We start from the raw sequence: 25,950 nt of genomic DNA on the forward strand, positions 1-25,950 counted from the left end.
AACAATGAGTGAAAAAACAAACAATCGCCCTCGCGGCGGCGGTTTCGGCGGTCCTGGCGGTCATATGGGCGGCGGGCAAAAAGCCAAAGACTTCAAAGGAACATTGAAAAAATTAGTGTCGTATATCGGCGCTTATAAAATCGCGGTCTTTTTCGTTATCGTCTTTGCGATCGCGTCAACGATCTTCAATATTTGGGGACCGAAAATTTTATCCCGAGCAATTACTGAATTGTTCAACGGATTGCTTGAAAAATATCAAGGAACCGGCGGCATTGATTTTGAAAAAATTGGTGGCATTCTGTTATTTATGTTAGGTTTGTATCTTGTTGCATCACTTTTTGGGATTATTCAAGGATGGATTATGTCCACCGTTTCCCAAAAAATTACGTACCGGATGCGGAAAGAAATTTCAGAAAAAATCAATCGGATGCCAATGAATTATTTCGAAAGCCGGACGGTGGGAGATGTCCTGTCACGGATCACCAATGACGTAGATACACTGGGACAAAGCTTGAATCAATCCATCACCCAACTGATTACTTCTGTCTTTACCGTGATTGGAGTTATCGTAATGATGTTGTCGATCTCAGTACCGATGACAGGGATTGCTGTATTGATTGTACCTCTTTCGATTCTGTTAATTGCGTTTGTTGTCAAGAGATCACAAAAGCATTTCCAAACCCAACAAGAATACTTAGGTGTTATTAATGGGCAGGTGGAAGAAACAATCGGCGGACACAATATCGTCCGTTTATTCAATGATGAAGAAAATGCGCTGCAAGATTTTAAAGCGCAAAATGATGTTTTGTTCAAATCGGCATGGAAATCCCAATTTCTGTCTGGTTTGATGCAGCCAATCATGAACTTTGTCGGTAATTTAGGTTACGTGGCAGTAGCGATCATCGGTGGAGTCTTGGCTTACAATGGCACGATCACAGTCGGAGATATCCAAGCCTTTATCCAATATGTGCGGAATTTGACACAACCAATCGCACAATTGGCACAAGTTTCTAATATGCTGCAATCCATGGCAGCAGCAGCAGAACGGGTCTTTGAATTCTTGGAAGAAGAGGAAGAAGATCAAACGGTTGAAAACCCAGTGAAGATCGGGAAAGCCAAAGGAATGGTAGATTTCGATCACGTTCATTTCGGCTATACACCGGATAAAATCATCATCAATGACTTTACTTCCCATGTGGACCCAGGACAAACCGTTGCAATCGTTGGTCCGACAGGTGCCGGAAAAACAACGATGGTGAAACTGTTGATGCGTTTTTATGACGTGAATTCTGGTGCAATCGAAATTGATGGTCATGATATCCGCAAATTTAACCGTGCTGACTTACGGGAAAATATCGGAATGGTCTTGCAGGACACTTGGTTGTTCAAAGGAACAATCATGGATAATCTGCGGTATGGTCGTTTGGATGCGACGGATGAAGAAGTTTACGCGGCGGCAAAAGCAGCCCATGTGGATCACTTTATCAAGACGTTACCTGGTGGCTATAACATGGTGTTGAACGAAGAATCCTCCAACATCTCTCAAGGACAAAAACAATTGCTGACCATCGCCCGGGCGATTTTGGCAGACAAACCCATTTTGATTTTGGATGAAGCAACATCTTCTGTTGATACCCGTACGGAAGAATTGATCCAAGCGGCAATGAACAACCTGATGCAAGGAAGAACCTCCTTTGTCATCGCTCACCGGTTGTCCACCATCAAAGATGCCGATAAGATCCTCTACATGCAAGACGGAGATATCAAAGAACAAGGAACCCACGAAGAATTGCTCGAAAAAGGCGGCTACTATGCTTCCCTTTACAATTCACAATTTGAAACTGTGGCAGCAGTCTAATAAAAAGGACATTGAGTTTTCTCAATGTCCTTTTTATGCCCACAGCTATTTGGTAATTTGTTATTTTAATAAAATCATAACAAACGAAAAAAATTTTTTTACCGGCTTTTCTCCTTGTCAGAGTAGTATTTTTATTCAAAAAATCCCAAGGAGAAATGAAAATTTAAAAAATTTACGGTTGACAAAGAAAAAGTTGGGTCCTATGATACTGGTATAGTAATTATTGAAAACGACAATGACCAAAACGAAGTAGGGATAAAGCCAATGTTTCAGAGAGCTAGTGGGGCTGCGAACTAGCACATGCTTTAAAACGAAGTACATTTTGCGAGTCTATGGCAAAAATGCCACGCGACAGCGTTATATGTTTGAGGTATGCATGTGCATACGAATTTGGGTGGTACCACGTAGAATCGTCCCTTAGCTGAAAACAGCTAAGGGATTTTTTTTATTTTCCGGTAATCACCACAATCACTACTTGTCAGTTAGCAGGTTTCTGCTTTCAAAAAAAAGATGGAGGTCAATAAAATGAATATTATTAATGAATTAACATGGCGTGATGCCATCAATCAACAAACCAATGAAGAAGGTCTTCGCAAGCTCGTTAACGAAAAGAGCATTTCACTTTATTGCGGTGTTGATCCAACAGGCGATTCCATGCATATCGGGCATTTAATCCCGTTCATGATGATGAAAAGATTTCAATTGGCGGGCCACCATCCGTATATTTTGATTGGTGGAGGAACCGGAACGATTGGCGATCCCAGCGGACGGAAGACCGAACGGGTGTTGCAAACCATGGAACAAGTCCAACACAATGTTGATGCACTGACTGCTCAAATGCGCAAATTATTTGGGAAAGATGCGACAATCAGCTTCGTTAACAATTACGATTGGTTGTCAAAAATCTCCTTGTTGGAATTTTTACGAGATTACGGAAAAAGCTTCAACGTCAATACGATGTTGGCAAAAGATATCGTTGCCAGCCGGTTAGAAGTCGGTATTTCCTTTACAGAATTTACTTACCAAATCCTGCAATCCATCGACTTTTTACATTTGCATAAGACCTTTGACGTCCAACTGCAAATCGGTGGCGCAGATCAATGGGGGAATATTACCGCCGGCTTGGACTTGATTCGAAAAATCGAAGGCCCAGAAGCAGAAGCTTTTGGATTGACGATTCCATTAATGTTAAAAGCAGACGGCACAAAATTCGGCAAAACTGCCGGCGGTGCGGTTTGGCTGGATGCCAACAAGACATCACCTTTTGAATTTTACCAATTCTGGTTGAACCAAGATGACCGGGATGTTGTGAAATACTTGAAATTCTTTACCTTCCTGTCTCAAGAAGAAATCAATGAGTTAGCGAAAAAAGTCGAAACTGCCCCTGAAAAACGGGAAGCACAACGACGTTTGGCAGAAGAAGTCACTCGTTTTGTCCATAGTGAAGAAGACTTGCAAGAAGCTCAAAAAATCACGAAAGCTTTGTTCTCAGGGGATATCAAAGAGTTGAATGCGCAAGAAATCGCGCAAGGTTTTGGCAAAATGCCAAAAGTTGACATCTCCAGCACACCAGAAAACATCGTGGAGCTTTTAGTCGCTACGAAGATCGAACCATCGAAACGTCAAGCACGAGAAGATGTTTCAAACGGAGCTATTAGTATTAACGGCGATCGTATTGCCGATTTAGATTTTGTCATCGATCCATCAGAACACTTTGATGGAAAGTTTGTGGTCATCCGTAAAGGAAAGAAAAACTACTTTTTGGCCGAAGTAGTGGATTAGAATTTAGTAATTTTTTCCCATGAGAAACTGGGAGAGAATGAAAGAATTCCCATATAGGAACCCATCCTAAAAAAAGAGCGGCGATCGTCGTTAATACAAACTTGGGAGGAAATTTGCATCTGCAAATTTCCTCCCTTTTTAATTTTTCATAATTGTAGGTACAATTGAGAAAATAGCTTAAAATTAAAATATAATGAGATTAATGTTCGGATTTTGGTTTACAGTCCTCCATAACAGGTGTAATCTAGGCAACGACAAAATTTAAAATATTTTTTTAGGAGTGGTTCATTATGACTGATAAGTCAAATGATCTAAACTTGCACGCACTATTCATTGGTGACAAAGCTGAGAACGGCCAACTCTATAAAGCTTTGTTGAATGAATTGGTGGATGAGCATCTCGGATGGCGTCAAAATTACATGCCACAAGATATGCCCATCATCACACCAGAGGAAAAAAGTTCAAAGAGTTACGAAAACACTGTGAACCAAATGAAAGACGTTCTATCCGAAATTTCCATGCGGATGCGGACGCACTCAGTTCCATGGCATAATGCAGGGCGTTACTGGGGACACATGAATTCAGAAACCTTGATGCCATCGTTACTAGCATACAACTTCGCGATGCTATGGAACGGGAACAACGTCGCTTACGAATCTTCTCCTGCAACGAGTCAAATGGAAGAAGAAGTCGGCCATGAATTTGCTCATTTGATGAGCTACAAAAATGGTTGGGGACACATCGTTGCCGATGGTTCATTAGCCAATTTAGAAGGCTTATGGTACGCCCGCAATATCAAATCCTTACCGCTTGCGATGAAAGAAGTCGCACCAGAACTTGTTTCTGGCAAAAGCGATTGGGAATTGCTGAATATGCCTACCAGAAAAATCATGGATTTATTAGATTCTGTTCCAGAAAAAATCGATGAGATCAAAGCTCATTCTGCCCGCAGCGGCAAACATTTAGAAAAATTAGGAAAATGGCTGGTTCCACAAACCAAGCACTATTCTTGGTTGAAGGCCGCCGATATTATCGGTGTTGGATTAGATCAAGTCATTCCGGTTCCTGTGGATCACAATTACCGGATGGATATCCATGAGCTGGAACGAATCATCCGTCAACTGACCGCAGAAAAAACACCGATTTTAGGTGTGGTTGGTGTGGTTGGTTCTACCGAAGAAGGGGCCATTGACGGCATCGACAAAATTGTTGCTTTGCGCCATGCTCTTGAAAAAGAAGGACTTTACTTCTATTTGCATGTTGATGCAGCATACGGCGGCTATGGTCGGGCAATTTTCTTGGATGAAAACAATGACTTTATCCCATTTGAAGAATTAAAAGATGTTCATTATCAAAATGGCGTCTTCACTGAAAATAAAAATTATATCTTGAAAGAAGTATATGAAGCCTACAAAGCCATTGAAGAAGCAGAATCTGTAACAATCGATCCCCATAAAATGGGGTACGTTCCTTATTCAGCCGGTGGTATCGTGATTCAAGATATCCGGATGCGGGATGTTATTTCGTATTTTGCAACCTATGTCTTTGAAAAAGGCGCAGACATTCCTGCTCTTTTAGGTGCCTATATTTTGGAAGGATCAAAAGCCGGTGCAACGGCTGCCAGCGTTTGGGCGGCGCATCATGTATTGCCATTGAACATTCATGGGTATGGCAAACTGATGGGAGCTTCCATCGAAGGCGCACATCGTTTCTTCAATTTCTTGAATAACCTGTCCTTTACAGTTGGGGATAAAGAAATCGAAGTTCATCCGTTGACGTATCCTGATTTCAACATGGTGGATTATGTCTTTAAAGAAAAAGGCGTGGACGATTTAGAAGCGATGAACAAACTAAATCATGATATCTATGATTATTCTTCCTACGTCAAAGGAAGTATTTATGGCAATGAATTTTTGACTTCACATACTGATTTTGCGATTCCTGATTATGGCGATAGCCCATTGAAATTTGTGAATCAGCTTGGTTTTTCAGATGCAGAATGGAAGCGCGCCGGCAAAGTAACGGTTTTACGGGCCAGCGTGATGACACCTTACATGAACCAAGCCGAAAATTTTGAGGAATACGCCGGCAAAATCAAAGCGGCTCTTCAAGAAAAACTGGAAAAAATTTACGCAGACGAATTATTAGCTGTAAAATAACTAATTCGAGGCTGCAACCAGTTTTTCTTCACTGGCTGCAGCCTCCTATTTTCTAGGAGGATGTCAACAGTGAGTCAATCATCTATCAATAAAATCGGTCTAGGTACCTTTATCGGGTTAACGATGGCCTTATGTGCAACAGTCCGCAGTATACCGACTCTCGCAGCAGTCGGGTGGACATTGATTTTCTACTCTATTTTTGCTGTGTTATTTTTTGCTGGTCCTATCTCCATGATTTCCGGCGAACTTTCTACGATGCTGCCACAAGAAGGTGGTCCACAATTGTGGGTGAAAACAGCATTAGGCAGCAAATGGGGATTTGTTGTTGCATGGTTGCTTTGGGTGCAAATGTTCCCCGGAATGGTCATGGTCGCTTCAACATTAGGCCCTTTGCTGGGCAATACAATCGGCAACCAAGAACTTGGAAACAATCATTGGTTTGTTTTAGCAAGTATTCTAGTTATTTATTGGATTATTACAGTACTGAATTTAAAATTTGATATGGCAAAAGTCGGCGGGAATATTGGTGTTTGGCTGGGGGTTTATATTCCAGTTGCAGTAATGTTTATTCTCGGTCTGTTCTCCGCATTTAAAGTAGGTCTGGTTTCTAACGGTTATCTTGGCGCATTTTCTTGGTCGAAGGTTCTTCCAGATTTACAACATATGGATTCATTGAAATATTTAGCCGGTATCACCTTTATTTTTGTCGGAATCGAAATGAGCTCGGTCTATATGCCAAGATTAAAAGATTCCACGAAAAACTACACGAAGGGCGTTTTTGCCGCTTTAATCGGTTTGGTATTGTTGAATGTGATCAATGCTTTGCTAGTAGCAAATGTCGTACCAAATGGCAAAATGGAACTAGCAAATATTACGCAACCCATCTTGATTTATTGTAAAATTTTAGGTTTGCCAACGATTATCGGCAATATTTTTAGTTTCATGGTCTTTCTTGGTGTTTTGCTACAACTCTCTGCATGGGTCACAGGTCCATCAAAAACCATCATCCAAGTGGCACGAGAAGGCTTTTTACCACCTAAATTCGGCTTTCATAAAGAAAACAAATATGGCGTATCAAAAAATGTCGTATTGACGCAATCTGTTGTAATTTCGTTGTTTGCACTGCTTTATGGAGTAATGGATGATGTCAGCGAAGTTTTTCTGACATTGACCAATGCCACCACCATCATTTATTGTATCGTGTATGTTTTGATTGCCATTTCATTACTGGAAATGCGCCGTCAACAACCAGATTTGGCTCGTCCTTATCGTATCGGTAAAACCGGCAATACGATGGCGTGGATCGTCAGCTGTATGCTGCTCTTTTCAATCGTGGTAGTCGCTTTTGCAACGTTAGGCACAGCGACACTGCAAAATGCTTTACTGGTTGCGATCATTGCCATCGTGATGTTCGTTATTCCATTGATAATCAACGGCTTCAAGAAACAGTCTTGGCAATCCGATGTAGAAAAATCGACAGAGGATTACTCAAAGGTTTCTCATAGTCACTAAAAAATACGACAAGGTCCTGCTTGAAAAAAGTTCAGCGGCCTTGTCGTTTTCAATGGAAGGAGGACATCAAATTGAAAAAGAATCATACCATCAAAGAGAGCGTTATTTTGCTTTTCTTAATGCTGGCTATACTAGGTATTTCTATTATCGGCTTTCATCTGACTCCCCATATCCCGATTTTGGTCGTTTTCATGTTGTTGTTATTTTACGGACGGTTTCGCGGGTATAGTTGGGATGAGATTCATGGGGGAATTACGAAAGGAATCACGCCGGGAATCATTCCCATCATTATCTTTATGTTAATCGGTGTGTTAGTAGCTTCTTGGATTTTAGCTGGAACAATCCCAACGATTATGGTCTACGGTTTTCAATTGATCTCTGTACGTTTCTTTATCCCAACAGTCTTTGTTGTTTGCGGAATTGTGGGCGTCACTGTCGGCAGCTCCTTTACAACGATTTCTACCATCGGCATTGCTTTTTTGGGGATTGGACACATTCTGGGGTTCAATGATGCGCTGACAGCAGGAGCGATTGTTTCCGGTGCTTTTTTAGGAAATAATGTTTCTCCATTGTCAGATACCACCAACTTGGCTGCCGGAATCGGTCACGTCAATTTATTTGAACATATCGCAAATATGCGGTTTACTGATTTGCCAGCGTTTCTTTTGAGTGTGGTCCTTTATATAGTCTTAGGACACACTAGCCATACAGCCAATTTGGCAAGTGTAGATCAGATGATCCACACGATTCAGACTAATTTCTGGATTTCACCATGGACGATGATTCCACTGCTGATTTTATTTTTTGGAGCAATCAAAAAAATTCCCGCAATTCCTACATTGTTGTTGGGATCGACTTCAGCGGTGGTATTATCTTTTATTCACAATCCGCAACTCACGGTTACTAAAACAGCCAATATTTTGATGAATGGATTTATCGCCCATACGTCAGATGCCAAGCTGGATGCGTTGTTTTCCCGTGGTGGTATCGTCAGCATGCTCAGTTCCGTCAGTTTGATTCTTTTGGCGCTGGCTTTAGGCGGTTTGTTGTTGGAATATCAAATCGTAGCGACACTTATTGATAAATTAAAAAAAGCGATGGATCGTCCTTCTCGTTTGATTGGGTTTACTGCTATCAGCAGTATCGGTATCAATGTAATCGTCGGTGAACAATATTTGTCGATTATTTTGCCGGGAGAAACGTTCAAGCATTCTTTTGAAGAAGCCGATCTGGAGGGGAAATATCTGTCCCGAACCATTGCGGATGCGGGAGCGGCAGTTAACGCCCTGATTCCGTGGGGAGTCAGTGGAACCTTTATTATGGGCACGTTGAAAGTTGGTGCGGTTCAGTACCTGCCTTTTGCATTTTTCCCATTACTGGCACCAATTTTGACTATATTTACTGGATTTTTGTTAAATCAACGGCGAACCAATCCTCATATGGTGGGGAAATAGGAAGCCAATAAAGTAAAGAAACAATCAGCTTTTGTTTCCGTCAGTTTGACTGCAAAAGCTGATTGTTGTACATAAGGATACAGAAAGCTTCTATAATAAAGGAATAAACTAAGAAATAAAGAATGATGCAATTTTTTTCGACAAACTTGCATAACCCTTGAAATTATGCTAATCTATGACCAGAATTTAATCAGACAAGCAGTCAAAGTGCAGAGTCTACCCTGTTTTCTCAAAGGGTGGAGTAGGCACTTTTTTTGTGCGAAGGAGAAGAAAATGGCTGAAATTACGAAAGAATTTGATACGATCGCCGCAATTTCGACACCGCCGGGAGAAGGTGCTATCAGCATCGTACGTTTAAGCGGAGAGGATGCCATCAAGATTGCCGGTGAGGTCTATCGTTCTGGCAGCAAACACCTGCAAGACGTGGCAACGCATACGATTCATTATGGACATATCGTTGATCCGCAAAATGACCAGCTTTTAGATGAAGTGATGGTTTCCGTGATGCGGGCACCCAAAACCTTTACGCGAGAAGATGTGGTTGAGATTAATTGTCACGGCGGAATCGTTGTGGTGAATCAAATGTTGCAGCTCTTATTGCGGCAGGGTGCTCGGTTAGCCGAACCGGGAGAATTTACCAAGCGGGCCTTTTTAAATGGTCGTGTCGACCTGTCACAGGCAGAAGCGGTGATGGATCTGATTCGAGCAAAGACCGATAAAGCAATGAATTTGGCGTTGAATCAATTGGATGGCAATCTTTCTCATTTGATTCGAGCTTTGCGGCAGGAAATTCTGGAAACTTTGGCACAAGTTGAAGTAAATATCGACTATCCCGAATATGATGATGTGGAGGAACTGACCACTAAACTATTACAGGAAAAAGCAACTCAAGTTCAAGGACAAATTCAGGAATTATTAGTGACCGCCCAACAAGGAAAAATTTTGCGGGAGGGACTCAGCACAGCTATTATTGGTCGACCGAACGTCGGAAAATCAAGTTTATTGAATTTACTTTTAAAGGAAGAAAAGGCAATCGTCACGGATATTGAAGGAACGACCCGTGATGTCATCGAAGAATACGTTAATGTTCGCGGTGTGCCATTGAAACTGGTGGATACGGCAGGCATTCGTGAGACACAAGATCAAGTGGAAAAAATCGGAGTGGAACGCAGCAAAAAAGCCTTGAAGGAGGCAGATCTGGTTTTATTGGTCTTGAATCAAAGCGAGGTACTGACCAAAGAAGATCGAGAATTACTGACACTGACGCAAGCAAGCAAACGCATTATTTTGCTGAATAAAACCGATTTGCCAAGTCAGCTAGATGCTGCGGAATTGGCTAAATATACAGAATCAGATACCATCTTGACCATTTCCGTTATTGAAAATACTGGCTTAGATCAATTAGAGCAAGCCATCGCTTCGTTATTTTTTGCCGGACAGACCGGGGATAAGGATGCTTCTTATGTTTCCAACACACGTCATATCGCATTGCTGGAAAAAGCCAGTCAAGCTCTTGGCGAAGTCAGCAGCGGAATTGCTCTGGGAATGCCGGTGGACTTGGTGCAGATCGACATGACCCGTTGTTGGGATTATTTGGGAGAAATCGTCGGGGATAGTGTACAAGACGAGTTGATTACCCAATTATTCAGTCAATTTTGTTTAGGAAAATAGTCGCAAAAAACGATAAAACAGTTCACCCAAAAAAGGAGCAAAAGAAATTTATGGAATATCAAGCAGAAACCTATGATGTCATCGTTGTCGGTGCTGGACATGCCGGTTCAGAAGCAGCACTGGCAAATGCGCGCATGGGCAACAAGACCTTGCTGTTAACGATCAATTTGGATATGGTGGCGTTCATGCCCTGCAATCCGTCAGTCGGTGGTCCAGCCAAAGGAGTCGTCGTACGGGAAATCGATGCTCTTGGCGGCGAAATGGGTAAAAATATCGACAAGACCTATATCCAAATGCGGATGCTGAATACGGGAAAAGGTCCAGCGGTTCGCGCATTGCGGGCACAAGCGGACAAGCATGCCTACGCAACAGAAATGAAACATACGATTGAAAAAGAAGAAAATTTGACGCTACGTCAAGGAATGGCAGAAAAGCTAATCGTAGAAGAAGGTGTCTGTAAAGGGGTCATCACCAATACCGGTGCTCGTTATGGAGCAAAAGCGGTGGTAATCACTGCAGGAACCGCTTTGCGGGGAGAAATCATTATCGGAGAATTGAAATATTCTTCCGGTCCCAATAATTCACAACCATCTGTTGGTTTAGCCAATAGTTTGAAGGAATTGGGCTTTGAGATTGCCCGTTTTAAAACGGGTACGCCACCACGGGTAAAATCCAGCTCGATCGATTACAGCGTGACCGAGATTCAGCCAGGTGACAAAGAACCTAATCATTTTAGTTACAGCACTCCAGACAGTGCCTACAAAACCGATCAAGAGCCTTGCTGGTTGACTTATACCGGGCAAAAAACCCATGAAATCATCCAAGCCAATTTGCATCGGGCACCAATGTTTACTGGTATCGTTGAAGGAGTAGGCGCTAGATACTGCCCTTCCATCGAAGACAAGATCGTCCGTTTTGCAGATAAACCCCGCCATCAGTTATTTTTAGAACCAGAAGGCTTGAATACGGAAGAAGTATATGTGCAAGGACTTTCTACCTCGATGCCGGAGGATGTTCAAGTGGAAATGTTGCGGTCAATCGCCGGATTGGAAAAAGTAGAAATGATGCGAACCGGTTATGCCATCGAATATGATGTCGTGGTTCCTCATCAATTACGCCCAACATTAGAAACCAAATTGATTGAAAATCTTTATACTGCTGGACAAACCAATGGTACCAGCGGCTATGAAGAAGCGGCTGGACAAGGTCTGATTGCCGGAATCAACGCCGGTTTGAAGGTACAAGGCAAAGACCCAATGATTTTAAAGCGCAGCGATGGCTACATCGGTGTGATGATTGATGACTTGGTGACGAAAGGAACCAATGAACCGTATCGTTTATTGACTTCCCGTGCAGAATATCGCTTGATTTTGCGCCATGACAATGCTGATTTACGTCTAACAGAAATGGGGCATCGAATCGGGTTAGTCAGAGAACCGCAATATCAAACGTATTTGAAGAAAAAAGCCGCTGTGGAAGCAGAAATTGCTCGTCTAGCAACCATTCGAATCAAACCAACGCCGGAGGTTCAAGCTTTTCTTGAAGCCAAAGGATCTGCCCCGCTGAAAGACGGTGTGTTGGCTAATGAATTTTTGCGCCGACCAGAAATCAGCTACCAAGAATTGATGCAATTTGTTCCTGAAAACGATGAATTGACCCACAAAGAAGTCGAACAAGTCGAAATTCAAATCAAATATGAAGGCTACATCAAAAAAGCCATGGAAAAAGTTGAAAAGTTGAAACGAATGGAAGCCAAAAAAATTCCTGAAAACATCGACTACGCTGCCATCAACGGCTTAGCGACAGAAGCCAAACAAAAACTACAAAAGATCCAACCCGAAACCATCGCTCAAGCTAGCCGAATCAGCGGCGTAAACCCCGCTGATCTAAGTATTTTGATGGTGTATATCGAACAAGGGAAGATTGCGAAGGTATCGAAGGAAACGGCTTGAGGGTAAGAAATGTCGATGTTTCATGTGAAACATTTAAAAGTGACTACCAATCCTATTTTATATAAGATAAACAAACTCATCTTTAAAAGTTCACAGGTAACTGTTGTGTCCTTTTAAAGATGAGTTTTTTGTTTTCAAGAAAATTGAACTATCGAAAATATGAAAATCTATAGTAGAATAAAATTAGCAAAGAGAAGGAGCTGCTATGGAAAAAAATTTGGCTAAAGAAAGTAGGCACTGAGGATTTAAAACCGCTATGGGAAGTCAGTTATGGACCAAAGGCGGATTTGAAATGGATGGAATTTGATGGTCCTTATTTTGAAGATTCTGTGTTAACTTGGGAAGAATTTACTACTGGCTGGGGAAAGACCGCGGTTAACGATTCACACAGAAATCTGATGTTGGTCGGCAACAAAATAGTCGGAATCGTCACAGCTTATTGGGAAGATGGAAACCTCAAACAATGGTTAGAGATAGGAATCGCAATCTATGATGCGGACTATTGGGGGAAAGGAATCGGTCATTTTGCCCTTCGTTTATGGTATCAACAGCTTTTTGAAATGTATCCATATTTGCCGCATATCGGGTTTACAACTTGGTCTGGAAATATCGGTATGCAAAAAGCCGGTGAAAAAAGTGGCATGCGAGAAGAGGGTCGTATTCGGAAGGTTCGTTTTTGGAAAAATCACTATTTCGACTCAGTAAAGTATGGAATTTTGCGAGATGAGCTATCACAATATGATTTAAATGGAGATTAAGAAAGGGACATAAACGTAAATGACAGATTTTTATTTCGTATCTGTAAATTCTTCTGAATGGGCAACACTTGCCAATACCATCAGAACTATTTCATGGACAGCCGGGGAATCTTTGTATCAAAAAATGAATACTTCCGCGTTTACCGAATGGGAAGGACTCACTGTTGGTAAAATTCATGGAGAATTAGTAGGTTTTTGCACCGTGGTGAAACAAGACTCATTGCAAACAAAGCAATATACACCCTTTATCGGCTATGTATTCGTCTTTGAAGATTATCGAGGACAGCGACTATCGCAAAAGCTCCTCACTTTTTCTGAGAACTATTTGAAAAAAATTGGTTTTGGACAGGTCTATCTTGTATCGGATGAAAAAGGATTGTATGAAAAATTCGGTTATGAGAAAATAGGTTTGGAAAAAACGATGCATGGAAACCAAGAAACAATATTTCAAAAAAAATTAAAATAGGTTTATCAGGAAAAAGACGGTAGGAAAAGGAGGAAGCCTAATGTCATTAATTCTACTCTTCACAGCGGGTCTGTTTCTCATAGTCGGAAAAAAATTCAGGCAGGGCAAGTGGCTGCGGTTAATGGCGGGCAATACCTTTAGTCCACCAGGAGAAGAAGCAAAGGAAACGGGCAAAACTATCGGGAGTATTCTCTATTTTTCTGCTTTGATATTACTGATTTTAGCTCTTTTTTCGGTAGAAAAACTTTAATTTTATTAAGCGTTTTTATTTGCGTAATAACAATGATTTAGCTATTATTTAGACAACTAATAGTTGTTCGATAATGGAGGTTTTTTATGTTAGGTAATTATGATAAACTACCCAAGAATCTGCAAAAAATTTATGTAATCACAATTATCATTGCAATTGTTCTAATAGCAGCTATTTTTTTCATTTTTAACTTTTCGCAACTCATTGCATTTTCTATAGTTATCTTGATATTATCTGCGATTGACTTGTACTTCGTTCCCAAAGCAACCCGTGGGAAAAAATCATGGCTAATCAGTGACCTTTGTTATTTTATGCTATATGGACTTTTTCTCTTCTGGTTATCATGAGCAATAATTTTAGATTGGGAATCAGGATGAATGGATTCTAATCTTTTTTAGCAGAAACGCCTCACTTTTAATACCTGCACAATCGCCAACGAACATTTTTGTCATCTCAACTTTTTCTTAATTCTTTTCTGGTACTTTTGTTACAGGAGGGATTGGTATGAAAAAGTATACGTTGACGAAAACATTTACTGTACTTGGCTTCATTTTCTTTTTGGTTGCGGCGGTAGTAGGCTCACGGATAGATGCACAGGGGTATCTGATCGAACCCGCATTTTTCTGTATTCCATTGGGGTATTTTTCCTTGATTGTGGCGGGTATCTCTGCGATTATCACCTATCAAAAAAATCGATGGGCGCGATTTCACTAAGCCTTTTAATAGTAAGTGGTTTTGAAAAGGCTGTCATTTGTGGAAATTTGTTGTATAATGTAAAAAAATAACTTATAAAGAATGCGTGGAGCTTTTGAAAAAAATTCAACTAAAATTAGGGAGGTCATCAAAATGTTGGAGGAAATGAAAAAGCAGTTGGCTGAACAAAAACGCGAGAAGGCTGAAGAATTGCGGATAAAAAATGCAAAATTGCGGGCAGAAGGCAAAGATCCTCTCAAAGGTTGGAATAGGATGGTGGATACGGGTCTTGGAGGTTTGAATAAAGGCGGGATGGCGGCAAATGGGGTCATTGATATGACGGGTGAAAATCTTGGCACAACGAATTTCTTTAGCGAAGAACAAAAAGAACTGGCGAAAGAATTAGAAAAAAAACGACACTAAAAATTCTTAAGCCTCAGTTAAGCCACCGGCGTTATATTCTATTCAACCCCAATAACCAAAACTTTTTCATTTTCATTTCTTCCCTTTAGAAACCAGTCGGTCTAACCAGCCGGCTGGTTTTTTTGTATATATTTTTGTTGCAAATGCAATAAAAATGTTGTATATTATTTCTACAAGGAAGAGGGGATCTGGATGACGGAAGTTTTGAGAGATATCGGTGTAATTGCCCGTGCTTTGGATTCAATCGCCAATATCGAATTCAAAGAATTTGATTTGACAAGAGGACAGTATTTATATTTGGTGCGAATTTTTGAAGATCCGGGAATCATTCAAGATAAATTGGCGGAACGGATCAAAGTAGACCGGACCACCACTGCCCGAGCAATTCAAAAATTGGAGAAAAATGGCTTTATCGAAAAGCGGGAAGACGAAAAAAACCGTAAAATCAAACGACTTTTTCCCACCGCTAAAGGCAAAGCGACTGCTCCGCTGATTCTTAAAGAAAACGCCTATTCCAATCAACGGGCTTTGTCTGGACTGACTCCTGAAGAGGTGGCAAATTTTGCCGCAACTTTGGAAAAGGTCAGAAAAAATATTGATACCGATTGGAACGAGGTAAAAAAAGGGCATAAACGAGTGTATTGAAAAGAGGCAAAAGAATGACGACACAACTAAAAAAATGTACATTAGAGGATTTAGCGACTCTGCAACAACTTAGTATCGAAACTTTCACGGATACGTTTGGCGCATATAATACTGCCAAAGATCTACAAGATTATCTAGAGCAAGCCTACGATTCGGCAAAACTCACAGAAGAATTGCAACAGATGGATTCAGAATTTTATTTTCTTTTTTTTGAGGAACAGTTGGCGGGGTATTTAAAAATAAACACAGGAACCGCCCAAACAGAATCGATTGCCGCGAATGCTTTGGAAGTAGAACGGATTTATATTCGTACGTCTTTTAAAAGGCAGGGATTAGGACGTTATTTGCTGAAACAGGCGATTCAGTTGGCAAAAAGCAAAGGCAATCAGACAGTTTGGCTTGGGGTGTGGGAGCACAATGAAGCAGCAAAGGCTTTTTATCAGGTAATGGGCTTTGCCAAAGTTGGTGCTCATTCCTTTTATATGGGTGATGACAAACAGACAGATTGGATTATGATAAAAAATATCGAGGAGGAATCCCTATGAAAGTTAGTGTAGAACCAGAATTTTGGACACTTTTTCCCGATGCACAAGTCAACGTCCTGCATCTTAAAGGAGTAAAAAATCAGCCAGAAAATCACGCATATTTTGAAGAACTATTGAAAAACGGTGCCAAAGAAGCGCAACATTTTTTGACAGAAGAAACCTTCAGCCAAAATCCTGTTGTTGCACAATGGCGGCAAGCATTCAGTCAATTTAAAACAAAAAAAGGCGCCCGTTCCTCCATCGAAGCTCTCTTGAAGCGGGTCAACCAAGGACATGAATTTTCACCAATCAATCCGCTGGTGGATATTTACAACAGTATTTCTTTGAAATATGCCGTACCTTGTGGCGGGGAAGATCTGAAAAAAATCGCCGGTGACCTGCATTTAGGTAAAGCCATCGGTGGGGAAACTTTTTTGCCTTTAGGAGCAGAAGTGGATGCGCCGGCGTTGCCAGAAGAAATTATTTATTACGATGAAAAAGGCGCGGTATGCCGCTGTTTGAATTGGCGGGAAGCCCAACGAACCATGTTGACGGACGACACGACTGAAGCATTGTTGGTCATTGAAGCCATCAACGAAGAACAAGCACAGCGGGCAAATCAAGCAATGGATGAAATGCAGCGGTTGATGGAAAACTATTTCGGCGTTTCCGGGAGCTCACAAAAACTGACTGCTGATGCACCGGTTTTTGCAATTGAAGAAAAATAAAATCGGTTAAGCTTGTTTTAAGTTGCACCGGTTATAGTCTATTCAACCCAATAACCCAAACTTTTTTCATTTCTTCCCTTTAGAGCAGTCGGTCTAACCAGCCGGCTGTTTTTGTGTGGGCTTTTTTAAAAATGGTGTAGAAAAAAGAAATTATGCTACAATAAGTTCAATAGTATTAGAAAAGAGGAAGAAAAATGGCGTTACAAACTAAGCGAATGATTTTACGACCATGGACGACTGCGGATGGAGACAAATTATTTGAACTAGCATCAGATAATCGCGTGGGTCCGATGGCAGGCTGGCCGCCTCATATAAGCGTGGAAAATAGTCGGGAGATTATTGAAACAGTGTTATCTGATCCGCTGACCTTTGCTCTTGCCTTGAAGGAAGCACCGGAAGAAGTAATCGGAAGTATTGGTATTATGATGAATAAGGAACAAGCACGGCAGCCTTTTATGGCTTCTTCAGATGCAGAAATTGGTTACTGGCTGGGGGTTCCCTTTTGGGGGAAAGGGCTGATGCCGGAAGCAATGACAGAAATTCTGCGCTATGGCTTTGAAGAATTGACAATTCCTGTGATGTGGTGCGGTTATTATGAAGGCAATGAAAAATCAAAACGAGTGCAGGAAAAGGCTGGTTTTACATACGCCCACACGGTTTTTGATATTCCGGTGCCTTTGTTGGCGACCACCCGTACAGAACATTTTACACGTTTGACTCGGGAAGATTGGAAAAAAGACCGACAAAAATAAAAATTATGCTCATAGCATTAAGCTTGTTTTAAGTTGCACCAGTTATAGTCTATTCAACCCAATAACCCAAACTTTTTTTCATTTCTTCCCTTTAGAGCAGTCGGTCTAACCAGCCGGCTGTTTTTGTGTGGAAAATTATTCTTTGGTATTTTTATTGAATTGTTTTTTTACAGCTAAAAAGGTTCTAGCAAAAATATAAAGCAGACTTGTAAAAACTAAAAGAAAATAGCTATACCAAGAAGGAGAGAAAGTAGGGATAATATTCGCGAAAAGTCCCGATTTTTCAGCATCCATCAAGAAACGATGAAACAAAAAATTTGCACAACCTATGCCGATACTAAAGAAAAATACTGTGGCATAAACAGCCTGCAATCCGAATTCAATACCGATTCTGGGAATGCTTTGACCAAGAAGATACATCGTAAAAAATTCTTCCTTTTCCATGATTGCTAATTGTAGAAAGGTTCGTCGCAAATAACCTACAGTCGCAAACAATAAAGCTGCAGCGAGTATAAACGCCATTCCTTTAAAAATAGTGGATGCCAACAAGGGTGCTGTTTGGGCGAAGCCTATTTCTGATTGTAAATCTGTTACCATCACCCCATGCCAATGGTTTAGAAACAAACTGGCGTTAACAGCAAGAAAGGAAAAAAAAGTTAATAAAGTTGTTAGTATTCCAATACTGACTATCCCTTTTGTTCGTAAAAGACTTTTTGCAGCTTGACCGAACAAATAACATACACTAAGCAAGAAATCACCCGTCTCCCAACTTTTATTAAAAAATCGTGCATTCGTTCTAATCTGATTTATCTGTGATAGATTAATTACTTGAAGTATAGCATGGGAAGAAGACCTAGAAAATAGGAAATAAACGGATTGTAATCGTTTTTTAGGGTGGTATGATTATTTTATCAGATAAAAAATTAGTAGAGTAAATGGGAAAACTTACTGAAAATTTTAATTATGAATGGGTGAGATAAAGTGTGAGATTGTATTTTTTGTACCGCAATAATTTCGGTAATTTTAGAGAATGAAACTTGTATTGTGTTTTATGATAAGAAGCCTGTTTCTTTAGGGCATCTATTAATCATCCCTAAAGTGCATAGGATAAATTTTTTTCAACTGTCTCCACAAGAGCGAAAAAATATGAGCGAATTGTTGTTAGAAGCAAAAAAAGTGTTAGATTTCCAATATTCTCCACAAGGATATAATATTGGATTGAATTGTGGAGGAGTCGCTGGACAGACGATTTTTCATTGTCACCTGATTCCTAGATAGAAGGATGATACAGAGAATCCTGCTGGTGGGGTACGAGGTGTCATTCCAGAGAAAATGAATTATCACAGATTAGATTTTCGAAGAAACAATAATTGATTCACAACCCTCTTTGGGGAAATTAAGTTACTTTCCGTTTATCACTCTCGCTTTTTGCGGGAGTTTTTTTGTGCAAATTTTTTGAAAACTTGACAGCCATCAATTTCTTTCCACTTCTTTGGACGTACACTAGGTACATCAAATGAGTGATGGAGGAGTAAAAAATGAAATTTCAAAAATGGATTCAAGACCACAGTAACCATATTACATGGATTACCGCTGCGTTGATTGTCGTAGGTTTTGTTGGAAAATTTGCCGGGGTGATGCTACTGTATAAACTTGCATTGGCATTGGCATCAATTATCGCTGTCATCCCAATTGCAATTCACGCCTTTCAAGCGTTGAAGGCAAAAGTTATCAGTATTGAACTGTTGGTAACCATCGCGGTAGTCGGGGCGTTTATTATCGGAGAATACAATGAATCAGCCATCGTTACTTTCTTATTCTTGTTCGGGAATTTTTTGGAACAAAAAACTTTGTCAAAAACCCGTGAATCAATCAAATCGTTGACTGAAATGGCACCAACGACTGCTTTGATTGTGCAAGCGGATGGTACGACAGAAGAAGTTGAGATCGATGATGTAGAAGAAGGAGACATCGTTCTGGTCAAGACCGGCGGTGCGATTCCTGTTGATGGGGTCGTTGTTGAAGGAAAAGGGTACGCGGATGAAGCGGCCGTAACCGGTGAATCAAAAGAAGTGACGAAACAATTATCTGATGAAGTTTTTTCAGGAACTATTTTAAGTGACGGCTTTTTGAAAATCAAAGCCACTAAAGTTGGGGACGATACTACTTTTGCAAAAATCATCGAATTGGTAGAAGATGCTCAAGATACAAAATCTCATGCAGAAAAATTTATTGATCGTTTTTCACAATTTTACACGCCTGCAGTCCTACTGATTGCTTTAGCTGTCTTTCTTTTCACCCGTGATTTTAAATTAGCCATCACAGTCTTAGTATTAGGCTGCCCAGGTGCATTGGTTATCGGCGCACCAGTCTCCAACGTTGCCGGGATCGGTAATGGCGCAAAACGCGGTATTTTGGTCAAGGGTGGGGAAGCCATGGATACTTTCTCAAAAATCGATACGTTTGTCTTTGATAAAACAGGAACATTGACAAAAGGAACGACTTCCGTTTCGGCAATCAAAAGCTATGGCTCAGAGGAACAAAAATTTATTGGCTTAACTGCCAAAATTGAAACTCTTTCGGATCATCCTTTAGGTCGGGCCATCATGAGCTACGCCGACGACAAGAAAATTGCGTATCATGACTTGTCGATCAGCGACAACCAAACCATTAAAGGACAAGGGATCACCGCAAAAATCGACGGTCATACCGTTTGTGCCGGAAATGCTAAATTAATGGAAACCCACCATGTCTCATTGACCAGCCAACAACAAAAAGATTTGGTTGCTTTGCAACAAACCGGCAGCTCAATCGTAATCGTAGCCATCGACAGCAAGATTCAATTGATTATTGGTATCTCTGATATCGTTCGTCCAGAAGTTGCGGAAGAATTAGCCAACCTTAAAGCAGCTGGTGCCAAACATTTGGTTATGCTGACGGGTGACAATCAAGTTACCGCCGAATATGTCGCAAATAAATTAGGTATTGATGAAGTTCATGCTGAATTACTGCCAGATCAAAAGGTTGGATTCGTTAAACAATTCCAAAAAGAAGGTCGTCGGGTTGCTTTTGTCGGTGACGGTATCAATGATTCGCCTTCATTGGCAACTGCCGATATCGGAATTGCTATGGGCAGCGGAACAGATGTTGCTATTGAAACCTCCGATGTTGTCTTGATGCAATCAAGTTTTTCTGCATTGGTTCATGCCTACAAATTATCGAAGAAAACCGTATTGAACACACGGGAAAATGTGATCATTGCTATCAGCGTAGTTGCCTTCTTACTGATTGGACTAATGGCTGGCTTCATCTATATGGCAAGCGGAATGTTTGTCCACGAAGCAAGTATTTTAGTGGTTATCTTCAATGCTATGCGATTGATCAACTACAACAAAAAAGCCGTCCCACAATTAGTGGAAAAGACAGCGTAGAATTGGGTTAATAGGAAAGGAAAGATGGATGCAAAATTTTGCATCCATCTTTCCTTTTTTATGTTTCATGTGAAACATTTTGAGGAAACCCTCCTTCTTGCGTGAAATTTCACATAGCGGGTGTTTTTTCTGCTATAATGCGGATAAATCGTTACTTGTGGAGGCGCAGTCGTGGCAGATTATCAGATGGAAAAGACATTAGGCAAATGTTTTCGGACAACGACAGGAACGTATACCGGTATCGTTCGAGTGTACGGCAGCTGGTATGATTACAAGGTAGTCGCTGGAATTCCGGATGTAGGAGTGATGTTGGAAGTCGTCGCATATGACGCAAATCAATTGTTGGTACAGGTGAACAACTATCTTATGGAAAGTGATGTGAATTACATTGGCAATTTTTAGTATTATTATCTTGATTTTAGTTATTATCTTAGTCGTTTTTTTGGCTTCACAGATGGTAGTCATCGTGGAACAGGGAGAAGTCAAAGTTGTCGAAAGTTTTGGGAAATACGTGAAATCTTTGGAACCGGGATTGCATTTTTTGATTCCGGTTTTATACAACGTCAAAAGACGGGTTTCTTTGAAACAGATTCCGATTCAAATCGATCCGCAAAGTGTTATTACTAAGGATAATGTTATCGTTGAAATCGACGAAGCAATTAAATACCATGTAACCGATGTGCGGGCATTTGTTTATGATAACCAAAATTCTGTACTCTCAATGATTCAAGATTGTCAGTCTAATCTGCGGGGCATTATCGGGAAGATGGATTTGAATGAAGTGCTGAATGGTACGGAAGAAATCAACGTGGCACTGTACGAAAGTGTTCGGGATATTACGGCGGGTTATGGGCTGTCAATTGATCGGATTAACATTGGGGAAATTTCCGTTTCTGATGAAATCGTTAATTCTATGAATAAATTGATTACCGCCAGTCGGGATAAAGAATCACAAATCACGATTTCTGAAGGCCGCAAGCAATCAGTCATTTTGGAATCAGAAGCCAAAGCCTCTGAAATGGAGATCGATGCTGCTGCTCGGTCGAAGCAAACCAAAATCGATGCCACTGCACGGGCAGAACGTATTCATATTGATGCGCAAGCAGAAGCGGAACGTATCCGTATCGTCACAGAAGCAGAAAAACAACGGATCAAAGAAATCAATCAGGCTATCCAAGACAGTCAACTCAACGATCAAATGCTGGCTTATCTTGGAATTGAAGCTTTTAAACATGTGGTAGAAAACAATGGCAACACGGTGATTTTACCGACTAATATGACAGAGCTGGGAAATGTGCCTGCGTTAAAACAAATTTGGAATGCTGCAGATAGTAATAAATAATAAGTAACAGATGACGTATCTTTTTCTTGAAGATACGTTTTTTGTTGCATTTTTTTCAAAAACTGGCTATTATCACCTTTGTAGAAAAAACGAGGAGATAAATTATTTTAGGGGGGTGGTCATGTGATACGTTTCGTATCCTCTGCACCAAAAAGTGTCGCCTGGTAGTGTGATACTTTGGTGCATTTCTTCAAAGTATCACTGGTTTGAAGAAAGGAAAAACAATGCAACCAACAATAAAACCCAATGATTATTTTGCCGTACAAAAACAAGTCGATCATCTGATCAATACCTATCAATCCGTTAACGATCCGAAGACGGTACAAACGATGCAGGCATTGACGATCGAAAAGATCCAACAAATTCTTGGAGAAACATCAGAAATTTTTAGGAAACTCTCGCCATTTATTTTAGACACGACCTTGACGAAAGTTCGGGCAGAACGCTTTTTTGAGGAAATAAAGGAACATGTGATTCCTTTTGCCCCACCTTCCAACAAGCAAGTGGAAAAAGTATTTCGCAAAACCAAGAAACTAAAAATCCCTGACTGGGAGAGCATGGATCTGCGGGAAAATTCATACATTGGTTGGAATGATCCTGGCAGTCAAAAGAAATTCATCCTACTTTATCAAGAGGATCAGTTGACCGGTGTTTCTGGTCATTTGTCGCCGAATCATTTGAAAAATATTTGCAGCATTTGCAACCACACCGCGACGGTGGCGCTATTTTTAGCAACCACCAAAGAAAGCGGCGACGGCACTTATACGAAAAAAGGCAACTATATTTGTGTCGACAGCCAAGCATGTAATCAGCAGTTGTATGATTTGCAAGCGTTAGAACAATTTGTTCAGCGGGTGAAGAGAAAATAAAGATAGCTGGATGTGGGTAAACTCAACCCACTATCCAGCTTTTTTCGATTGGATGGATTTCGTTCAATTTCCGTCAATAAAATTGAGTTGTTCTCAAGATCAGTCGTTAAATTTTCCCACAAACCATTGCAGAAACAGCCCATTTGCGTTAAAGTAGAGGAAGTCGTGAAACAAATATTTGTTTCACAAAAAAGAGAGGAAAACGAGATGTTACCTGAAGAATTTCAGCAACAATTGCTGCAGCAGCAGATCATTTTAAGCGACAAGCAAATGGCGCAGTTTCACCGCTACTTTGAGCTGTTAGTCGAATGGAACGAAAAAATGAATCTTACCGCTATCACGGAGCAAAAAGAAGTCTATCTCAAACATTTTTACGATTCCTTGACGTTGGCGCTGACGGCGGATTTCACGAAAGAAGTCGCCTTGTGCGATGTGGGTGCCGGAGCAGGGTTTCCAAGTATTCCTTTGAAAATCGTTTTTCCGCAACTATCGGTTACGATCGTAGATTCCCTGAACAAGCGGATCACCTTTTTAACCCATTTGGTACAGGAATTAGGCTTAGAAAATGTTCATCTGTATCATGATCGGGGAGAAACATTCGGTCAAAACAAGCAGTTTCGCGAAACTTTTGACTACGTGACGGCCCGTGCAGTGGCTCGTTTGAATGTATTGGCAGAATTATGTCTGCCCTTGGTGAAGAAAAACGGCACCTTTTTTGCCCTGAAAGCCGCAAAAAGCGACGAAGAATTAACTGAAGCCAAACCGGCGATTGCGCTGCTTGGCGGCAAGTTTATCGAGGAACGGGCGATTCCGCTGCCGATTACCGGTGACGAGCGCCATATCATTGTGATCGAAAAGAAAAAAGAAACACCTAAAAAATATCCCCGCAAACCGGGGCTGCCCAATAAACAACCAATCAAATAATGCCGTAAAAATTTTTCCGGCAAGACCAGAAGATGAGAGTGTTTTTCTGATCCATTTGACCAACTAATAGGAGGAAACTTGATGGGAAGAATTATTTCTGTCGCAAATCAAAAAGGCGGGGTCGGTAAAACGACGACTACCGTGAATCTTGGCGCTTGTCTGGCTTATGCCGGCAAAAAAATCCTGCTTGTGGATATCGATGCGCAAGGCAATGCAACAAGCGGTGTGGGTATTCGTAAACCAGATGTCGTGAAAGACGTGTATGATGTGTTGGTTAACGAAGAACCAATCAAGCATGCGATTTTACCAAGTTCTCGCGAAAATTTAGACATCGTACCGGCAACGATCCAATTAGCCGGTGCCGAAATTGAATTGACTTCCATGATGGCGCGGGAATCACGGTTAAAAACAGCATTGGAAGAAGTCAGAGACGAATATGATTTTGTATTTATCGATTGCCCGCCTTCATTGGGACATTTGACAATCAATGCATTTACAGCCAGTGATTCGATTTTGATTCCTGTTCAATGTGAATATTATGCGCTGGAAGGTTTGAGCCAATTACTGAATACGGTGCGTTTAGTGCAAAAACATTTTAACCCAACGTTGAAAATCGAAGGGGTTTTATTGACGATGTATGATGCCCGCACGAATTTAGGGGCAGAGGTAGTGGAGGAAGTTCGCCGCTATTTCCAAGAAAAAGTTTATGACACAATCATCCCAAGAAATATCCGTTTGTCAGAAGCGCCAAGTCATGGATTGTCGATTGTTGATTATGATTTGCGGTCAAAAGGTGCTGAAGTGTATCAAGCTCTAGCAAAGGAAGTGTTAGCTCGTGAAAAATAAAGGCAAGGGCTTAGGTCGCGGCATCGATGCATTGTTTCAGGATTTTGCCAACTTGGAAGATGTGGATGTCAAAAAAGAAGCAGTTGTTGATATTCCGCTGAATGAATTGCGTCCCAACCCCTATCAACCACGAAAAACATTTGACGAAGCCTCGTTACAGGAATTAGCAGCTTCCATTGCCCAATCTGGGGTTTTTCAGCCAATCATCGTGCGCAAATCAGCAGTGAAGGGCTATGAAATCATCGCAGGTGAACGTCGTTTCCGGGCGTCAAAATTGGCGGTCAAAGAAACGATTCCGGCAATTATTCGTGAGTTTGACGAAGAAGCGATGATGCAAGTCGCTGTTTTAGAAAATTTGCAGCGGGAAGATTTGAATCCTTTGGAAGAAGCTGAGGCTTACGATATGTTGATGAAAAATCTCAAGCTGACCCAAGCAGAAGTAGCCGAACGTTTAGGGAAAAGTCGCCCTTACATCGCCAATTATCTGCGACTGTTGACTTTGCCGAAGCTGGTCAAGGAAATGGTTCAAGATGAACGACTATCGATGGGACAAGCCCGTACCCTGTTAGGTTTGAAGAAAAAAGATCAAATCCTGAAGCTTGCCAATCGTTGTGTGAAGGAAAACCTGACTGTCCGTCAACTAGAACAGCTAGTGGGACAAATGAACGAAGCCAAAGAAGAAAAGAAAACGCCGCGAATCGCCAAAGTCAAACCTTATTATTTACGGGAAAGCGAAGACCGTTTGATGGATAAATTCGGTACAAGTGTCGAAATCCAAGAAAAAGACGGCAAAGGAAAGATCGAGATCGAATACCTTTCGCAAAATGACCTGACCCGCATCCTGGATATTTTGGATATCCACTTTGACGAAGCCTGATAGTGTGACTATAAACAAGAATGTCAGTTCCACT

General features: G+C 41.1%; 24 protein-coding genes, 1 pseudogene and 1 other annotated feature. Of the genes and pseudogenes, 24 read left to right on the forward strand and 1 reads right to left on the reverse strand.

Annotation, left to right across the window (positions count from 1 at the left end; genetic code table 11):
• Positions 1–4: 4 nt before the first annotated feature.
• From BAU16_RS06335 to BAU16_RS06410, 16 genes are all read left to right on the forward strand, one after another.
• Positions 5–1,858 carry an ABC transporter ATP-binding protein gene (locus tag BAU16_RS06335; RefSeq protein WP_048604629.1) on the forward strand — a complete coding sequence of 618 codons (1,854 nt, stop codon included), beginning with the start codon at positions 5–7 and terminating at the stop codon, positions 1,856–1,858.
• 226 nt (positions 1,859–2,084) lie between these two features.
• Positions 2,085–2,279 (forward strand) — a binding site (T-box leader).
• A gap of 104 nt (positions 2,280–2,383) precedes the next feature.
• Positions 2,384–3,640 (forward strand): tyrosine--tRNA ligase, encoded by a 1,257-nt coding sequence (gene tyrS, locus BAU16_RS06340; RefSeq protein WP_161526742.1) that lies wholly within the window; start codon positions 2,384–2,386, stop codon positions 3,638–3,640.
• A 290-nt stretch (positions 3,641–3,930) separates the two neighbouring features.
• Entirely contained in the window at positions 3,931–5,799 is a 1,869-nt protein-coding gene (gene tdc, locus BAU16_RS06345; RefSeq protein ID WP_048604631.1) for a tyrosine decarboxylase, read from the forward strand.
• A gap of 69 nt (positions 5,800–5,868) precedes the next feature.
• On the forward strand, positions 5,869–7,311 hold the full coding sequence (gene tyrP, locus BAU16_RS06350; protein WP_048604632.1) for a tyrosine-tyramine antiporter: 1,443 nt from the start codon (positions 5,869–5,871) through the stop codon (positions 7,309–7,311).
• A 71-nt stretch (positions 7,312–7,382) separates the two neighbouring features.
• On the forward strand, positions 7,383–8,765 hold the full coding sequence (gene nhaC / locus BAU16_RS06355; RefSeq protein ID WP_137605407.1) for a Na+/H+ antiporter NhaC: 1,383 nt from the start codon (positions 7,383–7,385) through the stop codon (positions 8,763–8,765).
• Between the two features lie 273 nt (positions 8,766–9,038).
• A complete protein-coding gene (mnmE, locus tag BAU16_RS06360; protein ID WP_137605406.1) occupies positions 9,039–10,436 on the forward strand; it encodes a tRNA uridine-5-carboxymethylaminomethyl(34) synthesis GTPase MnmE in 1,398 nt (465 codons plus the stop codon).
• A 50-nt stretch (positions 10,437–10,486) separates the two neighbouring features.
• Positions 10,487–12,388: a tRNA uridine-5-carboxymethylaminomethyl(34) synthesis enzyme MnmG gene (mnmG, locus tag BAU16_RS06365; protein ID WP_137605405.1), complete on the forward strand. Its 1,902-nt coding sequence runs from the start codon at positions 10,487–10,489 to the stop codon at positions 12,386–12,388.
• A gap of 200 nt (positions 12,389–12,588) precedes the next feature.
• Positions 12,589–13,146, forward strand: coding sequence for a GNAT family N-acetyltransferase (locus BAU16_RS06370; protein WP_137605404.1), 558 nt, complete (start codon positions 12,589–12,591; stop codon positions 13,144–13,146).
• 19 nt (positions 13,147–13,165) lie between these two features.
• Complete coding sequence (locus tag BAU16_RS06375) at positions 13,166–13,612, forward strand: GNAT family N-acetyltransferase (protein WP_137605403.1); 447 nt, start codon at positions 13,166–13,168, stop codon at positions 13,610–13,612.
• Positions 13,613–13,652: 40 nt separating this feature from the next.
• On the forward strand, positions 13,653–13,862 hold the full coding sequence (locus tag BAU16_RS06380; protein ID WP_161526743.1) for a hypothetical protein: 210 nt from the start codon (positions 13,653–13,655) through the stop codon (positions 13,860–13,862).
• A 504-nt stretch (positions 13,863–14,366) separates the two neighbouring features.
• Complete coding sequence (locus tag BAU16_RS06385) at positions 14,367–14,576, forward strand: DUF3955 domain-containing protein (protein WP_161526744.1); 210 nt, start codon at positions 14,367–14,369, stop codon at positions 14,574–14,576.
• A gap of 132 nt (positions 14,577–14,708) precedes the next feature.
• Complete coding sequence (locus BAU16_RS06390; protein ID WP_048604638.1) at positions 14,709–14,978, forward strand: hypothetical protein; 270 nt, start codon at positions 14,709–14,711, stop codon at positions 14,976–14,978.
• A 192-nt stretch (positions 14,979–15,170) separates the two neighbouring features.
• Positions 15,171–15,623, forward strand: a complete 453-nt coding sequence (locus BAU16_RS06395; RefSeq protein ID WP_161526745.1) for a MarR family winged helix-turn-helix transcriptional regulator — start codon at positions 15,171–15,173, stop codon at positions 15,621–15,623.
• 14 nt (positions 15,624–15,637) lie between these two features.
• Positions 15,638–16,168 carry a GNAT family N-acetyltransferase gene (locus tag BAU16_RS06400; protein WP_137605399.1) on the forward strand — a complete coding sequence of 177 codons (531 nt, stop codon included), beginning with the start codon at positions 15,638–15,640 and terminating at the stop codon, positions 16,166–16,168.
• The gene (locus BAU16_RS06405) at positions 16,165–16,875 is read left to right on the forward strand and encodes a B3/B4 domain-containing protein (RefSeq protein WP_137605398.1); all 711 of its coding nucleotides are present in this window, start codon (positions 16,165–16,167) and stop codon (positions 16,873–16,875) included. The genes BAU16_RS06400 and BAU16_RS06405 overlap by 4 nt, the downstream gene beginning before the upstream one ends.
• Before the next feature lie 194 nt (positions 16,876–17,069).
• Positions 17,070–17,627, forward strand: a complete 558-nt coding sequence (locus BAU16_RS06410) for a GNAT family N-acetyltransferase (protein WP_137605397.1) — start codon at positions 17,070–17,072, stop codon at positions 17,625–17,627.
• Positions 17,628–17,762: 135 nt separating this feature from the next.
• Here the strand turns inward: BAU16_RS06410 and BAU16_RS06415 are convergent, their stop codons facing one another.
• Positions 17,763–18,377: a hypothetical protein gene (locus BAU16_RS06415; protein ID WP_147570594.1), complete on the reverse strand. Its 615-nt coding sequence runs from the start codon at positions 18,375–18,377 to the stop codon at positions 17,763–17,765.
• A 243-nt stretch (positions 18,378–18,620) separates the two neighbouring features.
• On the opposite strand from BAU16_RS06415, the pseudogene BAU16_RS06420 reads away from it, so the two are divergent.
• From BAU16_RS06420 to BAU16_RS06455, 8 genes and pseudogenes are all read left to right on the forward strand, one after another.
• A pseudogene (locus BAU16_RS06420) lies at positions 18,621–19,001 on the forward strand (HIT family protein).
• A 164-nt stretch (positions 19,002–19,165) separates the two neighbouring features.
• Positions 19,166–21,058, forward strand: coding sequence for a heavy metal translocating P-type ATPase (locus BAU16_RS06425; protein WP_048604645.1), 1,893 nt, complete (start codon positions 19,166–19,168; stop codon positions 21,056–21,058).
• A gap of 186 nt (positions 21,059–21,244) precedes the next feature.
• Complete coding sequence (locus BAU16_RS06430; protein ID WP_048605317.1) at positions 21,245–21,460, forward strand: hypothetical protein; 216 nt, start codon at positions 21,245–21,247, stop codon at positions 21,458–21,460.
• Positions 21,447–22,400, forward strand: coding sequence for an SPFH domain-containing protein (locus BAU16_RS06435; protein ID WP_048604646.1), 954 nt, complete (start codon positions 21,447–21,449; stop codon positions 22,398–22,400). The genes BAU16_RS06430 and BAU16_RS06435 overlap by 14 nt, the downstream gene beginning before the upstream one ends.
• Positions 22,401–22,624: 224 nt before the next feature.
• Positions 22,625–23,269 (forward strand): FusB/FusC family EF-G-binding protein, encoded by a 645-nt coding sequence (locus BAU16_RS06440; protein WP_161526746.1) that lies wholly within the window; start codon positions 22,625–22,627, stop codon positions 23,267–23,269.
• Positions 23,270–23,476: 207 nt separating this feature from the next.
• Complete coding sequence (gene rsmG / locus BAU16_RS06445; protein WP_048604651.1) at positions 23,477–24,193, forward strand: 16S rRNA (guanine(527)-N(7))-methyltransferase RsmG; 717 nt, start codon at positions 23,477–23,479, stop codon at positions 24,191–24,193.
• 81 nt (positions 24,194–24,274) lie between these two features.
• Positions 24,275–25,039, forward strand: a complete 765-nt coding sequence (locus BAU16_RS06450; protein WP_161526747.1) for a ParA family protein — start codon at positions 24,275–24,277, stop codon at positions 25,037–25,039.
• Complete coding sequence (locus tag BAU16_RS06455) at positions 25,029–25,916, forward strand: ParB/RepB/Spo0J family partition protein (RefSeq protein WP_161526748.1); 888 nt, start codon at positions 25,029–25,031, stop codon at positions 25,914–25,916. The genes BAU16_RS06450 and BAU16_RS06455 overlap by 11 nt, the downstream gene beginning before the upstream one ends.
• Positions 25,917–25,950: the final 34 nt, after the last annotated feature.

It is taken from the genome of Enterococcus sp. JM9B (assembly GCF_009933265.1).
GTDB classification, from domain to species: Bacteria; Bacillota; Bacilli; order Lactobacillales; family Enterococcaceae; genus Enterococcus_C; species Enterococcus_C songbeiensis.

Bases quoted from the DNA above. Each gene is read 5' to 3' on its own strand.
- BAU16_RS06335 (WP_048604629.1), top strand. From the start codon at position 5: ATGAGTGAAAAAACAAACAATCGCCCTCGCGGCGGCGGTTTCGGCGGT.
- tyrS (WP_161526742.1), top strand. From the start codon at position 2,384: ATGAATATTATTAATGAATTAACATGGCGTGATGCCATCAATCAACAA.
- tdc (WP_048604631.1), top strand. From the start codon at position 3,931: ATGACTGATAAGTCAAATGATCTAAACTTGCACGCACTATTCATTGGT.
- mnmE (WP_137605406.1), top strand. From the start codon at position 9,039: ATGGCTGAAATTACGAAAGAATTTGATACGATCGCCGCAATTTCGACA.
- mnmG (WP_137605405.1), top strand. From the start codon at position 10,487: ATGGAATATCAAGCAGAAACCTATGATGTCATCGTTGTCGGTGCTGGA.
- BAU16_RS06375 (WP_137605403.1), top strand. From the start codon at position 13,166: ATGACAGATTTTTATTTCGTATCTGTAAATTCTTCTGAATGGGCAACA.
- BAU16_RS06380 (WP_161526743.1), top strand. From the start codon at position 13,653: ATGTCATTAATTCTACTCTTCACAGCGGGTCTGTTTCTCATAGTCGGA.
- BAU16_RS06385 (WP_161526744.1), top strand. From the start codon at position 14,367: ATGAAAAAGTATACGTTGACGAAAACATTTACTGTACTTGGCTTCATT.
- BAU16_RS06390 (WP_048604638.1), top strand. From the start codon at position 14,709: ATGTTGGAGGAAATGAAAAAGCAGTTGGCTGAACAAAAACGCGAGAAG.
- BAU16_RS06395 (WP_161526745.1), top strand. From the start codon at position 15,171: ATGACGGAAGTTTTGAGAGATATCGGTGTAATTGCCCGTGCTTTGGAT.
- BAU16_RS06400 (WP_137605399.1), top strand. From the start codon at position 15,638: ATGACGACACAACTAAAAAAATGTACATTAGAGGATTTAGCGACTCTG.
- BAU16_RS06405 (WP_137605398.1), top strand. From the start codon at position 16,165: ATGAAAGTTAGTGTAGAACCAGAATTTTGGACACTTTTTCCCGATGCA.
- BAU16_RS06410 (WP_137605397.1), top strand. From the start codon at position 17,070: ATGGCGTTACAAACTAAGCGAATGATTTTACGACCATGGACGACTGCG.
- BAU16_RS06425 (WP_048604645.1), top strand. From the start codon at position 19,166: ATGAAATTTCAAAAATGGATTCAAGACCACAGTAACCATATTACATGG.
- BAU16_RS06430 (WP_048605317.1), top strand. From the start codon at position 21,245: ATGGAAAAGACATTAGGCAAATGTTTTCGGACAACGACAGGAACGTAT.
- BAU16_RS06440 (WP_161526746.1), top strand. From the start codon at position 22,625: ATGCAACCAACAATAAAACCCAATGATTATTTTGCCGTACAAAAACAA.
- rsmG (WP_048604651.1), top strand. From the start codon at position 23,477: ATGTTACCTGAAGAATTTCAGCAACAATTGCTGCAGCAGCAGATCATT.
- BAU16_RS06450 (WP_161526747.1), top strand. From the start codon at position 24,275: ATGGGAAGAATTATTTCTGTCGCAAATCAAAAAGGCGGGGTCGGTAAA.